Origin of the sequence: Oceanisphaera ostreae, from assembly GCF_042676125.1 — a bacterium.
Classification (GTDB): Bacteria; Pseudomonadota; Gammaproteobacteria; order Enterobacterales; family Aeromonadaceae; genus Oceanimonas; species Oceanimonas ostreae.
The window spans coordinates 59014-72931 of record NZ_JBHTJS010000060.1 but is presented as its reverse complement, the minus strand read 5'-3'; the positions used below and the strand labels follow the sequence as shown (position 1 = coordinate 72931).

13 protein-coding genes are annotated in these 13918 nt (G+C 48.9%); 8 read left to right on the top strand and 5 right to left on the bottom strand.

The window, feature by feature from the left end; translation table 11 throughout:
- Positions 1-313: 313 nt before the first annotated feature.
- Genes ACFQ1C_RS15110 through hemC form a run of 4 tightly spaced genes read right to left on the bottom strand, consistent with a single transcriptional unit; the run spans position 314 to position 4439 of the window.
- Complete coding sequence (locus ACFQ1C_RS15110) at positions 314-1513, bottom strand: heme biosynthesis HemY N-terminal domain-containing protein (protein ID WP_379559508.1); 1200 nt, start codon at positions 1511-1513, stop codon at positions 314-316.
- Between the two features lie 10 nt (positions 1514-1523).
- Positions 1524-2771: a uroporphyrinogen-III C-methyltransferase gene (locus tag ACFQ1C_RS15105; protein WP_379559507.1), complete on the bottom strand. Its 1248-nt coding sequence runs from the start codon at positions 2769-2771 to the stop codon at positions 1524-1526.
- On the bottom strand, positions 2761-3513 hold the full coding sequence (locus tag ACFQ1C_RS15100; RefSeq protein WP_379559506.1) for a uroporphyrinogen-III synthase: 753 nt from the start codon (positions 3511-3513) through the stop codon (positions 2761-2763). The genes ACFQ1C_RS15105 and ACFQ1C_RS15100 overlap by 11 nt, the downstream gene beginning before the upstream one ends.
- Positions 3510-4439 (bottom strand): hydroxymethylbilane synthase, encoded by a 930-nt coding sequence (gene hemC / locus ACFQ1C_RS15095; RefSeq protein WP_379559505.1) that lies wholly within the window; start codon positions 4437-4439, stop codon positions 3510-3512. Before hemC ends, ACFQ1C_RS15100 begins: the two co-directional genes overlap by 4 nt.
- Positions 4440-4634: 195 nt before the next feature.
- Here hemC and ACFQ1C_RS15090 point away from each other — a divergent pair, with 195 nt between their 5' ends.
- Entirely contained in the window at positions 4635-7142 is a 2508-nt protein-coding gene (locus ACFQ1C_RS15090) for a class I adenylate cyclase (RefSeq protein ID WP_379559504.1), read from the top strand.
- Here ACFQ1C_RS15090 and cyaY read toward each other — a convergent pair.
- Entirely contained in the window at positions 7139-7450 is a 312-nt protein-coding gene (gene cyaY / locus ACFQ1C_RS15085; protein WP_379559503.1) for an iron donor protein CyaY, read from the bottom strand. The two genes, ACFQ1C_RS15090 and cyaY, sit on opposite strands and share 4 nt — an antisense overlap.
- Positions 7451-7522: 72 nt before the next feature.
- Here cyaY and lptM point away from each other — a divergent pair, with 72 nt between their 5' ends.
- The 7 genes from lptM (at position 7523) to ACFQ1C_RS15050 (ending at position 13832) form a co-directional block, all read left to right on the top strand.
- The gene (lptM, locus tag ACFQ1C_RS15080; RefSeq protein WP_379559502.1) at positions 7523-7645 is read left to right on the top strand and encodes an LPS translocon maturation chaperone LptM; all 123 of its coding nucleotides are present in this window, start codon (positions 7523-7525) and stop codon (positions 7643-7645) included.
- 11 nt (positions 7646-7656) lie between these two features.
- Positions 7657-8913 (top strand): diaminopimelate decarboxylase, encoded by a 1257-nt coding sequence (gene lysA / locus ACFQ1C_RS15075; RefSeq protein ID WP_379559501.1) that lies wholly within the window; start codon positions 7657-7659, stop codon positions 8911-8913.
- Positions 8914-8922: 9 nt separating this feature from the next.
- On the top strand, positions 8923-9750 hold the full coding sequence (gene dapF, locus ACFQ1C_RS15070) for a diaminopimelate epimerase (protein ID WP_379559500.1): 828 nt from the start codon (positions 8923-8925) through the stop codon (positions 9748-9750).
- Between the two features lie 17 nt (positions 9751-9767).
- Positions 9768-10457, top strand: a complete 690-nt coding sequence (locus ACFQ1C_RS15065) for a DUF484 family protein (RefSeq protein WP_379559499.1) — start codon at positions 9768-9770, stop codon at positions 10455-10457.
- On the top strand, positions 10441-11370 hold the full coding sequence (gene xerC, locus ACFQ1C_RS15060; protein WP_379559498.1) for a tyrosine recombinase XerC: 930 nt from the start codon (positions 10441-10443) through the stop codon (positions 11368-11370). Before ACFQ1C_RS15065 ends, xerC begins: the two co-directional genes overlap by 17 nt.
- 72 nt (positions 11371-11442) lie before the next feature.
- Positions 11443-12318 carry a LysR substrate-binding domain-containing protein gene (locus ACFQ1C_RS15055; protein ID WP_379559497.1) on the top strand — a complete coding sequence of 292 codons (876 nt, stop codon included), beginning with the start codon at positions 11443-11445 and terminating at the stop codon, positions 12316-12318.
- Between the two features lie 506 nt (positions 12319-12824).
- The gene (locus tag ACFQ1C_RS15050; protein WP_379559496.1) at positions 12825-13832 is read left to right on the top strand and encodes a TRAP transporter substrate-binding protein; all 1008 of its coding nucleotides are present in this window, start codon (positions 12825-12827) and stop codon (positions 13830-13832) included.
- The last annotated feature ends 86 nt before the right edge of the window (positions 13833-13918 follow it).

Below are 13918 nucleotides of genomic sequence, written 5' to 3'. Positions count from 1 at the left end.
TCAGCTGTAAGCGAGCAGCTAAAACAGACACAGATCTCTGTAGGGTCCAATTCATTGGACCGCTTTTAGGCTGTGCCATGGTTTTTGTGCGAATGAATTCGCCCCTACAGAGTACGGAGCTTTGTTTTAGTTTTTACCAATAAAATATCTTGGTATTTTTCGATCTTATCTCATCTTAATTTTTCCGTGGTTTCCGTGGATTCCGTTGCGAAATAGCTCTAGTTTTGGCTTTGGTATTAGTTTTTTTGTCACTAGCCGTAAATAAAAAAGGAGCCTTGCGGCTCCTTTTTCGTATTGGTGGTCATCACTACTTTTAGCTTACTGGAATTACAGCAACTGCAGTTGTGAGTCCCAGGCTGTGGCGATAGTACTCGTTGGCCTGACTCACCTCTTTACGCTGCTCGGCTAAACGGGCCAGCAAGATATAATCTTGAGCGGCTGGTTGCAGGGCAATGGCTTGCTGCAGGTGTTGCTCGGCCTGCTCTGGCTTATCGTCCTTAAGGTATAGCTGGCCTAAGGTTGAATGCAGTTCGGCTAGCGACTCATTCTTGGCCTTTTTCTCAAGCGTCGTTAACAGAGGGTGATAGTCACCCAGCTGCAGCTGAGCGATGCAAGTTAGCAGGCGGGCATCAGTGTTCTTACTCAGGCCATCCAGCAGTAGCTGTTGTGCTTCCTTATCGGCTTTAAGCGCAATAAGGCGTTCGCATAACGGTACCAGAATATCGGCTTGGTATTTCTCCTTGCGAGGCAAACCTTGCCACAGCGTGATAAGGCCAGCACTGCCATCGGTGTTAGCGGTATCGTCAAACCAGCCGGCATAGGCAAGCTGTTTCAGAGTTTCTTGTTCTTCAGTCTCAATCAGCCCTTGGCTAGCTAGCGCATCCAGCGTGGTCATCAGCGGTTGCCATTGGCCGGTAGCGAGGTACACGTCTTTTTGTAACTTGAGCAGGGCCGGATGGCTGCCGTATTCTTGCTCTAGTTGCTGCACACCGGCTAAAGCGAGTTCAAACTGTCCTTGCTGATACTGCAAACGAGTTTGTGTTAGGCCAACGGCTAAGCCTGCACCAGGATTATGCTTATGAGCTAAGCGCAAATACTCATCACGCTTGGTGTCATGGCCCAGCGCCTGAGCGGCGGTGGCGGCATTAAGGTAGTTAAGCAGTGCTAAGTCGTTACCTTTAGCGCCTTTTAACAGCATTTTTTCGGCGGCGGCATAGTCTTCGGCAACCAAAGCCTGCATACCACTTTGGGTATAATTTAGGGCTTTACGGCGGCGGCGACCGACAAACCAGCTACGGGTTTTGTGGCCGATACCAAAAATGCGGCCCAGCAGCCATTCAATGAATAGCAGTGCCACGTAGAACAGCAGTATGCAAATTAAAAATACCGTAGCGGTAGTTTCAATGGTGTAACTGCCGATGGCTAATAACATATAGCCCTGCTGGCCGGTAATGTCCGGGCCGACAATAAGACCGGCGGCCAGGATGACGATGATAATCGCAAGACGGATCATAGACTTCCCCTTACTGGCCAGTTAGCAGACGTTGTAGTCTGTCATCTAGCAGTTGCTTTAAGCTACCTTGCGCGGTGAACTGCTCAGGATAATCTACCTTAATTTGCTGAACGCTTAATTGCTCAAGTTGCTCAAGCATAAATTGGCGCACGCTGTCATCGGCAAAGTAATCCTGCAACCACTGTTTAGATTGTTCTAAGGAGCTGTCGTAAATTTCTTGTTGCTCGCGATACACCGCCAGCTGAGCTTGTAACAGCTTACCTTTGAGGTTTTCGCTTAAATACCAATGCTGCTGTGGTGATAACAAGGCTTCTACATTGCCGTCGCGGCGGCGCACGGTAACAAAGTCATCGCTGAAGCTGGCCCAGCTGTTCTTCAAGTTTGCTTTCCAGTCACTGACCGACTCAGATACCGCAAAGTCGGGTTCTTCGGCGCGCGCCATAATTACACCGTCTAGCTGTAATTTATCAACTTGATCGTTAATGCTATTGAGCTTGATAACCAAACCTTCGCGGTCGATTTTTTTCACCGACTTAATGCTGGCAATATCGTCGGCTAAAGCGCGACGAGTCGGCGTCAAGCTAGGGTCATTCAGTGCGGCTAGACGCTCGTCTGCATTGGCCAACATCATGGCAGCAGCAACAACATCTTGCTCTAACCACAGTTTACGGCCGGCCATGCGGACCAGATATTCGGCTTCGGCCAGCATCCAGTCGTTAGGGCGCTTGCTGTCCAAGTCTAAGACCTTGCGTGAGACACCTTCAATTTGTTCATTGAGGCTGTCTTGCTGGCTGGCCACATTAGCTAATTGTTTAGCCTGTTTGCTTTCAGCTGTCTGTAATGAGCTTTGTAGTTGTTGCTCTTGCTGCTGCATTTTTTGCTGCAGCTGACCAATTTGTTCGGCTTGAACCAACGCTTGATTGTGGCCATGCCAATAGAGAATGGCGGCCAGCACAATAGCGATAATAATGGCAATAATCGCCAGTATCTTGCCAGAGCCAGAGGTTTTGGCTGTTTTAGGCGGTGGAGAGGTCGGCTCTGTTCCCTGCGCTTGAGTCGTGCTCTTGGCCTGAGTATTTGGGGTGAGCACCGGATCAGGCTGAGGCTTGTTTGTTTCAGTCTTGGTTGATGCTTTACTCAGATCGGGCTGTTTTTTGCCGGCATCTGGCTTTGCTGGAGTCGAGCTCACGTCAGCGGGTTTCTGCTCACTGGCGCCTATCTTATTATGCTCTTGATTATTATCTTTTTTATCTGTCATTGCGTTTCCTCTCATCCAGAGCGGCAATCAGAGCCTGATTGGATGCACCTTCTGCATTTATGATCTGAGTGAAGCCCAGCTCCTTGGCCTCAAGTACCACACGGATGCTGGGAACAATCAATAAACGGCTTCGCAGCCAGTCCTTTGCGCGGTCGTTGGTCAGCTGAACAATATGGCTCAATAACCCGCCACTGGTGATGATAATACTGTCCACTTGCTTACTCTGCCAGCTTTTCACGAGTTTACCGTTTGGGTCCGAACGATATTGGCGTCGATATACTTCACAATAGTCGACCCGAGCGCCTCTGTCGGTCAAGGTGGGCGCTATCATGTGGCGCCCACCGTTACCGCGCAAAATAATAACGCGCCGGCCCGCTAATTGCGTGAGCCCCGGTAGTGAAATAATGCCCTCAGAACGTGGGTCGTCAGGTACGGCAGCGCCAAGAATACCTACGGCAGTAAAGGCATCTCCAGTCGCTTGGCCTACTGCAATATAGTGCGCGTTAGGCCAGTCCATGTGGTGCTGCTGTAAGGCATTATCGGTAAAATCGACCGCATGTACGCTGACCGCTATCACATAATCGTGTTCTGATAGCTGGCCAAGGAGCTCAGGAAGTCGGTGTGATTCGGCTCCTTCAACAAAGCTTAGCAAAGGGCTTACCACCGGCTGGTGGCCAGCCGCACATAACGCCTGACTCAAGCTACTAGCCTGAGGCTCGGGGCGAACCACCAGCGGTATCATGACTGATATACCTCGGCTAAAATTTTGTCTGCACCACGGGCGAGTAGGCGTTTTGCCATTTCAGCACCCATCTCTTGCCCTTGATTTGCCGGGCCGATCGCTTCTTCATAAATCACTTCGCTGCCATCGGGGCGGCCAACTAAACCACGCAACCATAACTGGTCGCCTTGCAGTTCAGCGTAAGAACCGATAGGAACCTGACAGCCGCCTTGTAAACCCCGATTCATGGCGCGTTCGGCTTCTACTCGCAGGCGAGTGTCGTGATGGTCAAGCGGTGCTAGTAATTCAAGTAGCTCGGCATCATCTAAGCGGCACTCAATACCTACGGCACCTTGGCCGTTGGCGGGCAGGCTGTCTTCTGGGCTCATGAAGCCGGCGATACGCTCTGCTAATTCCAAACGCTTAAGTCCAGCTACCGCTAAAATAATGGCATCGTATTCGCCATCATCTAGCTTGCGTAGGCGGGTTTGCACGTTGCCACGTAACATTTTCACTTCTAAGTGCGGGTAGCGAGCACGAATTTGGCACTCGCGACGCAAGCTGGCTGTGCCTACTACGGCACCGACAGGCAGTTGTTCTAAATGCGTGTAATTATTTGAAACAAAAGCGTCGCGCGGGTCATCACGCTCGCAAATGACCGTAAGACCCAATCCCTCAGGGAACTCTACCGGTACGTCTTTCATCGAGTGCACGGCAATGTCAGCTCTGTCTTCCAACATGGCTTGCTCGAGCTCTTTAATAAACAGCCCTTTGCCGCCAATTTTGGCTAAAGGAGTATCAAGCAGCACATCACCTTTGGTGGTCATCGGCACCAGCTCAACGGTAATATGGGGGTGCAGCTGTTCAAGCCGCGCTTTAACATCGTGAGCCTGCCACAGGGCCAACATACTCTTGCGGGTAGCGATGCGGATGGTGCGATTTGCCATTTGAATCTCTTCTCTATATCCAGTAATAGGCTGATATTATCATTCCTGTGCTGGCATTGCAGGAAGGAAAGCAGGTTCGGCTTTATCTTAGGGCTTCAGCTGTGACATATATTGTTCATCTAGCGCCAAATTGCTACCATGATCACACTTTTGACCCATTTTGGGTCTGTGTCGGTCCACCAAAGGCCTGTACCCTTGCACGCGAATTTTCACCGGCTCGTAGAGCGAAGTGATCAATTTAATCAGCAAAAACAAGCTCATGCCCTAGCGGTAATGAGCCGGTATGGCCAGCAAGTGTTTCAATTGCTGCCAGTATTGCTGCATTACAACCACCCCCTGTTACCGGGCTACGTGCCGGGTGATGTTCCTGCGGGCGTGTGCCACTTCCTACCCAACTCCCGCCAACAACAGTTTATTGATGAGCTGTGCCAAGCCGCTAATGGCCATCAAGGCCTAGAGTCCGGTCAAAATGAAATTTTTGGCCTGTACTCCATGGGTAGCACCTCGTCTATTGGCCAAAGCAGAGAATCCGATCTCGACGTTTGGGTCTGTTATTCCCACTTGATGGCGCCCGAACGAGCGGCGTGGCTGCAACAAAAGTGTTTGCTCATTTCTCAGTGGGCAGAGCAGCGCCAGGTAGAGCTCAATTTATTTCTGATCCCCGATAATAAATTTCGTACCGACAATCAGCAGTCGGTAGAAGGCGAAAGCTGTGGCAGTGCTCAGCATTTGCTGCTGCTTGATGAGTTTTATCGTAGCCACCTGTGCATTGCCGGTAAGCGACTGGTATGGATGTTTGCGCCAGGTAAGCTTGGGCCAGACTACGACAGCTTTGTGGCCGAGCAGTTTGCTAATGGCATGCTTAATCATGACGAATGGCTAGACTTGGGCGGGTTTGATCGAATTCCGGCGGAAGAGTACTTTGGATCGGCACTGTGGCAGTTGTATAAAAGCATCGACTCGCCTTATAAAGCCGTGCTTAAAACCGTGTTAATGGAAGCTTACTCTCACGAGTATCCCGATACTCAGCTGCTGTGCCGTCATCTTAAAGGGCACTTTCAAAGTGCCGAACGGCTTGATGAACGCCAAGATCACTATATGTTGATGCTGGAAAAAGTAACTGGGTATCTTAAATCGATTGGTGACGAAAAACGGTTAGATCTAGTGCGCCGCTGTTTCTATTTAAAGGTATCTGAAGGCCTAGATTTTTCTCACACTCAGCAAGCCGCTTATGCATGGCGTATCGAGCAGATTAATCAGTTGATTTCAGCATGGGGTTGGTCGGCAGAAAAAGTTGCCTTGCTGAATAACCGTGCCAGCTGGAAGGTGGAGCAGGTTAAGTCTGTTTATGTTGAGCTGCTAGAAGCGCTGATGCTGAGTTATCGCAATCTTATTCAGTTTGCCCGCCGCAATAATATTAGTGAGTCAATTAATCCAGAAGATATCGGCATTTTATCGCGCAAGCTTTATGCCGCCTTCGAAAACCTGCCGGGCAAGGTGCAGTTAATTAACCTTAAAATTGCCCCAGATTTAGCCGAGCCAAATATCAGCTTGGTGCAGGTACCCACGGAGCGACTGCATAAAGCCGGTTGGTATCTGTATAAACAAGGCCTTACGCCTATTGAGCTGATTGGCCGTAGTTCGTTAGAGTACAGTGGCTATGTGGGTAAGCTGATTGCATGGGCACATTTCAACGGTTTGTTAACCAACGACACCGAGCTACAGCTGTTTAATCAGGATACAGATGTGAACCTGCAACATTTGCAGGAGTTTTGCGGTGATTTAGCGCGAAGCTTTCCGGTGCGCGCGCCTTCACCCACCAACTTAGCACTAAGCCGGCCCTGTGAAGTGCGCCAACTCGGCATTTTCCTTAATCTTGAACAAGACCCGACGACCAGCTGGCGTAACCGACCCATCGAATTTAACGCTAAAACCAGTGATCCCTTTAGTTTTGGCCAGCAATTAGAAAATCTAGTCGGTTCGGTAGATGTTTTATATCGTAATTCTTGGGATGAAATTCGCTCTTTGCATTTTTCTGGCCCCATGGCGGTGGTGGAAGCGTTGACGGCTATTTTAGGGAAAATGCATCAGGGCGCTACACCTCCCGAAAGCCTACAAGTATGTTGTTATAGCCTGAATTTTCGCAGCTTGATCCGTACTCGTTTCGAGCTATTAATAAAAGAGTGTATCGGTTTGCGCCTAACCCGAGAGCAAGACAGTGCGGTTAAAACCTTGCTGTTAGGTGATACCGAGCACAGCATTTTCTTTGAGCGTCGTGGCGTGAGCGTACAAAAGCGCGCCGTTAGCGGCCCACCGTTAGCAGCACTACCAACGCACAAAACGCTGCGCCTAGATCAGCAAGCGGGTAAGCCGGTGCCGGAAATAGTGGACGTTTATGCCAGCGAAGGATTGATGCAGTTCTTTTTTGAAGGCAGTGCGCAAGCCTACAATCTTTATATTTTGGATGAGGCGAATCGAGTTGAAGTTTACCGCCAGATCTCGGGCAGTAAAGATGAGCTAGTGCAAAGTATTAACCGTTTTTATACGTCAGACCAGCAAGTAGAAGGGCAAAGTGATTTTGCCCATTTCAACTTGCCGCAGTATTACGAAATAGTGACCGAACAAGGGCAACAAAGGGTGCTGCCCTATAAGAGCATTAAGGAAGGCCGAGACGATGCCCGACCTTGCGTACACGAGAGTTAGAGGACCAGTGGGGTCTCGCCTTGACGCTCAGCCTGTAGACTAAGCCAATTGAGCAGCTCATGACCTTGGCGATTGTCGATCCATTTATCGCCTTGTAGGGCAAAATGATGGCCATTTTCTCGAGTAGCTAACCAAATTTGATGCAACGGCTCTTGGCGGTTGATCACAAATTTTATGTTGTTATCAAAGGTCAACGTCATCACGCCGCCAATGGTTTCGCAGTCGATATCAACGTCGCTGTTATCGATGCTTTCTTCTATATGCAGGTATATGGCATCTGCCAAGGCATGGAATTCACTATCGTTCATCGTCTGCTTCCTATTGCTTTTGAGAATGTGGATGAGATTATAAGAGCCTGGAATCATATTCACAGTCATCCTATGAACATATTCAAGTTAACCGCACTGATTACTTTGTGCCTAAGTTTATTGGCGTGTGGTCTTAAGGGACCATTAACACTGCCAGAGCCTGAGCAACAGCAATCTAAAACCAAGCAGTCGTAAAGGAAAATACCGTGGATTATTTTAATTATCAGGAAGATGGCCGCCTTTACGGTGAGGCCTGCGATTTGAGTCGTCTGGCCGAGCAACACGGCACTCCGCTTTATGTTTATTCTCGCGCTACCCTAGAGCGTCACTGGCATGCCTTTGATAACGCAGTAGGCGACGCCAAGCACCTTATTTGTTATGCGGTCAAGGCCAACTCTAACCTAGCTGTGCTGAACGTACTAGCCCGTTTAGGTTCAGGGTTTGATATCGTGTCTAAAGGGGAGCTATGTCGCGTGCTAGCCGCCGGTGGTGATGCGAGTAAGGTCGTGTTCTCCGGTGTGGGCAAGCGGGTCGATGAAATTGAGTTTGCGCTAGAGCAAAATATTTTCTGCTTCAACGTAGAATCTGTCGCCGAATTAGTGCGCATCAACGAAGTAGCAGGTCGCATGGGCCGCAAGGCGCCAATCTCGATTCGGGTGAACCCAGATATTGATGCGGGTACCCATCCTTATATTTCTACCGGTTTGAAAGAAAATAAGTTTGGCATTCCCATCGAACAGGCGCACAGCATTTACCGCCAAGCGGCCGCCATGGAACACTTGGCAATCCACGGTCTAGACTGTCATATTGGCTCACAGCTGACCGAAGTTGCGCCATTCTTAGAAGCGGTCGATAAGTTGTTGGTGCTTATTGATGCGCTGGCCGCCGATGGCATTCACATCAAGCATTTGGATGTGGGTGGCGGCTTAGGTGTGCGTTATGACGACGAAACGCCACCCGAGCCTAAGGTGTATGCGGAGCAAATCAAGGCCAAACTGCAGGGGCGTGACCTTACCTTAGTGTTTGAACCGGGCCGAGCCATTGCCGCTAACGCCGGAGTATTATTAACCCGCGTCGAACATTTAAAGCCGAATGAAGCCAAAAGCTTTGCCATCGTTGATGCGGCGATGAACGATTTGATCCGTCCGGCGTTATACAGTGCTTGGCAGGCCATTATTCCGCTAGACAAGACTTTAGAGCGTCCGTCAGCAGTTTATGATGTGGTAGGTCCCATCTGTGAAACCGGCGACTTTATTGGCAAAGACCGAGAGCTCTCGATCACCGAAGGCGACTTGCTTGCCGTGCGCTCCGCCGGTGCTTACGGTTTTGTAATGGCCTCTAACTACAATAGTCGCCCCCGCGCAGCTGAAATTATGGTGGATGGTGATCAGGCGTTTGTCATTCGCGAACGTGAACAATTGACCGATTTGTGGCGTGGCGAAAGTCTATTACCCGAATCCTGAGGGGGATCTGTGATCCAATTTTCCAAAATGCAGGGGCTCGGCAACGATTTTATGGTGGTCGATGGCGTCACCCAAAAGGTATTTTTTAATCCCGAGGTGATTCGGCAATTGGCCGACCGTCATTTTGGTATTGGTTTTGACCAGCTACTGCTGGTTGAGCCACCCTATGATCCAGATCTAGACTTTCATTACCGCATTTTTAATGCCGACGGCAGCGAGGCCGAGCAAAGTGGCAATGGCGCTCGCTGCGTTGCTCGGTTTGTGCGTTTAAAGGGATTAATTCATAAAGACAGAATTAGTGCTAGCACCCAAAAAGGCAACATCTCCCTGCAGCTTGAAAAAGATAATAAGGTGACGGTGAACATGGGCGTGCCCGAGTTTGAGCCGTCCAAAATTCCCTTTAAAGCGCAAAAAGCAGAAAAAACCTATTTAGTGCCTTCGGCAGTGCAAACGGTGTTATGTGGCGTGGTGTCGCTAGGCAACCCGCATTGCGTGCTGGAAGTGGACGATGTTAATACCGACTTGGTGGCCACTTTAGGCCCCGAGTTGGAAAATCATGAGCGTTTTCCATCCGGCGTGAACGTGGGATTTATGCAAATTATTAACGCCCGAGAAATTAAGTTAAGAGTACACAGGCGCGGCAGCGGAGAAACCCTAGCCAGCGGTACAGGAGCTTGTGCGGCCGCGGTAATGGGCATGAGCTGGGGAAAACTGGCAGACCGAGTCAGTGTGCAGTTCTCCCGTGGTGAGCTCATTATCGCTTGGCAAGGCCCGGGTAAACCTGTGTATATGACAGGCTCGGCGGAGCATGTATTTGATGGGCAGATAAATCTATGACCGAGCAGGTAAATGAAATGAGTCGGCTGGAATCGTCATCGCTGGATGACGAGGTTATTGCCGAGTATTTATTGGCCGAACCACTCTTTTTTGGTCGCCAGAGCAACTTATTAGAGCAACTGTGGTTGCCTCATGAGCAGCGTGGCAGTGTGTCGTTAGTTGAGGCAAAGCTGGAGCGGCAACGATTACGTATTTATGAGCTGGAAGATGAAATAACCGAACTCATGACGGTCGCTGGCGAGAATGAACGTATCTTTCGCGTTTACATGGACTTGATACCGCGGTTATTTGAATGCACTAGCATCATTGAGCTAGAGTCGTGCATACGCAGCACCTTGCAGCAACAATTACGCGTGCCTGCAGTGCGGCTTATTTTGGATGCGCGTTCTTATCCCTGTGCTGCCAGCCCCGAGAGTGAGCAACTAGCGCGCTTATATCGTGAGCGCATGGCCAGCCAAATGGTCTATTTGGGCCGGCTGGGCAAAGAGGAAAAGCTGCGGCTATTTCAAGACTCACTAGTGAACTCCTGCGCGTTGATCCGTTTAGGTGAGCAGGGTGAGCTGGGCTTATTGGCCTTTGGTAACGCCGATGGCAGCCATTATGGTTCGGGTATGGATACGCTATTGATCAATCAACTTGCCGATGTGCTGGCGCAAATATTGCCGAAGTTGGTGACTCAGGAGCAAAACAGTGACCGCGGCCACTGATTTCACTGACGGCGAGCTGACACTCGCCATTCAGCTTTTTCTGGAATACTTGCGGGTAGAACGCCAGTTGAGCGTGAATACCCGCAGTGCTTATGGTCGTAACCTCAACGCCATGGCTGAGCAATTAAGCGAACTATCGCTTGAGAGCTGGTCTGCCCTGACCATCAGCCATGTGCGGGGCATTGCCACGCGCATGCATAAAAGCGGCTTATCGCCGCGTTCTATCGCCACTAAGTTAAGTGCTTTACGCAGCTTTTGCGATTGGCTTATCTTACAAGGCCAGCTGCAAGCTAACCCCGCCCGGGGCGTTAGTGCGCCCAAGCAAGGTCGTCCGTTACCGAAAAACCTCGACGTTGACGAGCTGCATCAATTAATGAACATTGATGAATCGGATCCATTGACAATACGCGATAGAGCCATTATGGAGCTGATGTATTCTTCTGGCTTGCGACTGGCAGAATTAGTCGACTTGAATATGGGCGACATTCAATTTGACGAACGCCAAGTGCGGGTGATCGGTAAGGGTAATAAAGAGCGTATTTTACCCGTAGGGCGCATGGCGCTCGATTGGTTGAGAAAATGGCTCTCCGTGCGCGCAGCCGTAGCGGGCGGCGAAGAGTTCGCCTTATTTGTTAGCCAACGCCAGCGGCGCATCAGTCATCGTAGTGTGCAGCTACGAATGGCTGAATGGGGCGGCAAGCAAGCATTATCCAGCCATATTCACCCCCACAAGTTACGTCACTCTTTCGCCACCCATATGTTGGAATCCAGCGGCGACTTACGGGCGGTACAAGAGTTGCTAGGCCATGCGGACTTAGCCACCACCCAGATTTATACCCATCTGGATTTTCAGCATTTAGCCAAAGCCTACGACCAAGCCCACCCCAGAGCCAAACGTGAAAAAGACGAATAGCTAAACTTCTTAGTTTCAGTATGGATATGAAGCAGGAAGCGAATACCAATAAACTTAAAGGGAATTAATATTATGTTGCATCTGCCGTTACTCAATGCGCTCAAAACCTTTGTGGTGGCCGGCCGTTATCTCAACTTCACTAAGGCAGCGGAAGAATTGCTGGTGTCGCCTTCGGCTGTCAGCCATCAAATACGCGTGCTTGAAGAGTATCTGGAAGTAAAACTTTTTATTAGACAAAGCCGTGCCTTGAGTTTGACCATAGAAGGTGAGCAGCTGCATGCGGCCTTGATTGGTCCTTTTGATGCCATCGCTCGTGCACTTCAAAATGTCCTGCAATATAAGAGACGAGAGTCCATTAATATAGCGCTGCGACCTTTCTTCTCCGGCGGCTGGCTAGCGCCGCGCCTCAACCTATTTTGGGGACAGCATCCAGATATCGAAATCGATCTGATCCACATGATTAAGTCGCCGGAGTTTGGCTCCGATAAGATTGATTTGGCTATTTTGTGGGGTAAGGGAGAATGGCCCAGTATGGAAGTTAAACTGCTGCTGCCGGGTAATTTAACACCTATTTGCAGTGCAGAACTACTAGAGAGAGAAGGTCGTCCTACTAGCCCATCTGAGCTAAGTCGCTTTACCTTAATCCATGATGAGGATAGATCCGCCTGGGATGCTTGGTTAAACAAAGCCGGTGCCGACAATGTCAGCAGCAGAGGTAAACTGATCATAGATGATACTAATGTACGAGTGCAGTCCATCCAAAATAGTCAGGGGATTATGTTAGGGTGCCCGCTCTTGCTTAAGCCTCATCTAGACTCTGGACGCTTGGTACAGCTGTTTGATATTTGCTTGGACACTTATAATTACTATCTGGTTTACCCCAAAAATCATATATTAAGCGACAGTTTAACTACCTTTATTGACTGGTTGTTAGCAGTTGAGGAATAGGCTCTTTCAGCCCATTTCATAGACACAATATGTTTAATTAATGTTAAGTTTATTGCTGGGGTACTGAATTTATGACCAGTGTTCCTATATCGTTAACTGTAATTGTTAAGTAATTAATTACGTATTTAACGCTTTTCCCATAAGTTAGACTTGGATCACATAGCTACTTTTCCGGTCTTCATCGTACGTAGTACGTTGACTCATACTTTACTCCTCCCTTTGCTAGCCCTTGTTAATAAAGAAGAACAATACTTTGCTCTCCAAAAATTGTCCTTTACTCTTGTACTAAACGAGCTTAATTGTGAATTAAGCTCATCATGGTATGAGCAGCCTTCGATGTTCAATTGTAAAGGTAATGTGACATATTTAACCAGCTAGTTAACAGACAACCAAGGTGATAGCGGTATAGGGTCAAGGAGGCAGCGATATCAGTGAGCAGTTATCAAGGCACTATTTTCAGCTAATAAACTTATAACAATGAAATTCATTCATCTGGAAGCATGACTATGATCAAACACATAAGTACAGTTCTGAGTTTTTCTGCCGCTTTATCCATATTGCCGGCTCTGGCAGCGCCCGTAACTTGGGATATGCCTAACGAATATCCGGCGACCTCTATTCAAGGTAAAGGCGATCAATTTTTTGCCGAGCAACTTCTACAAACCTCCAAGGGCGAAATTAAGATTGCCCACCATTTTGGTGGCGCCCTCGGATTGAAATCTAAGGATCAGTTAGATGCGGTGGGTGATGGCATGGTGGCACTAGCCAATACCTTTATTTCACCTTTGGGTGGCATGAACCCCATTTTTCTACTGCCATCGTTACCGCTAATTACCTCTAATAGTGAAGAGGCTCGCCAGCTGTTTGAAGCGGCTAAGCCAGAATATGACAAAGTGCTCGCTAAATATAACCAAAAGCTGTTGTACCCATCACCTTGGCCATCCAGCGGCTTATGGGGCAAACAACCCATGATAGATCATGAGTCTGTTACAAACCTGAAAATGCGTACTTATGATGTGAACGGCACTAAGGTGTTTCGTAATGCGGGCGCAGCCCCTATTCAGTTGAGCTGGGCTGACATAGTTCCGCAGTTGAGTACGGGTGGTATTGATGCAGTTTTGACTTCTATTGAGGCGGGATTAAGTAGTAGTTTCAACGATTATAGTTCGCATTTCACCGCGCTTAACTACGACAGTACCATCAACCTAGTCACTATTAACTTGGATATCTGGGAAGACTTATCTCCTGAACTGAAGCAAGCCGTATTGGATGCCGCCGACGCGACACAAACTTATGTGTGGAAAAATATCGATGGTGTGGTGCAAGGAAACTATGCGGAAGCTCGCAAAAGAGGCATGACGGTAGTGGAAGAAATACCCGCTGAGTTTCGTGAAGAAATGCAGACTTTAGCTCAGCCGGTCATCGCCGATTGGACTAAAAAAATGGGCGCCACAGGAGAAAAAATTCTGAATAAATACAATGAAGACCGCAAGGTGTTGCTCGCTGCTCACTAATCAAGTTATTAAAGGACAGGTCAGTCATAGTTGAATCATCGGCTTGTTACTGACCTTACCTTTCATATCGGCACTCTGTTAATCAG

Excerpts from the sequence above, each read along its gene's own strand:
- ACFQ1C_RS15110 (WP_379559508.1), bottom strand. The coding sequence starts at position 1,513 with ATGATCCGTCTTGCGATTATCATCGTCATCCTGGCCGCCGGTCTTATT.
- ACFQ1C_RS15105 (WP_379559507.1), bottom strand. The coding sequence starts at position 2,771 with ATGACAGATAAAAAAGATAATAATCAAGAGCATAATAAGATAGGCGCC.
- ACFQ1C_RS15100 (WP_379559506.1), bottom strand. The coding sequence starts at position 3,513 with ATGATACCGCTGGTGGTTCGCCCCGAGCCTCAGGCTAGTAGCTTGAGT.
- hemC (WP_379559505.1), bottom strand. The coding sequence starts at position 4,439 with ATGGCAAATCGCACCATCCGCATCGCTACCCGCAAGAGTATGTTGGCC.
- cyaY (WP_379559503.1), bottom strand. The coding sequence starts at position 7,450 with ATGAACGATAGTGAATTCCATGCCTTGGCAGATGCCATATACCTGCAT.
- lptM (WP_379559502.1), top strand. The coding sequence starts at position 7,523 with ATGAACATATTCAAGTTAACCGCACTGATTACTTTGTGCCTAAGTTTA.
- ACFQ1C_RS15065 (WP_379559499.1), top strand. The coding sequence starts at position 9,768 with ATGAGTCGGCTGGAATCGTCATCGCTGGATGACGAGGTTATTGCCGAG.
- ACFQ1C_RS15055 (WP_379559497.1), top strand. The coding sequence starts at position 11,443 with ATGTTGCATCTGCCGTTACTCAATGCGCTCAAAACCTTTGTGGTGGCC.
- ACFQ1C_RS15050 (WP_379559496.1), top strand. The coding sequence starts at position 12,825 with ATGATCAAACACATAAGTACAGTTCTGAGTTTTTCTGCCGCTTTATCC.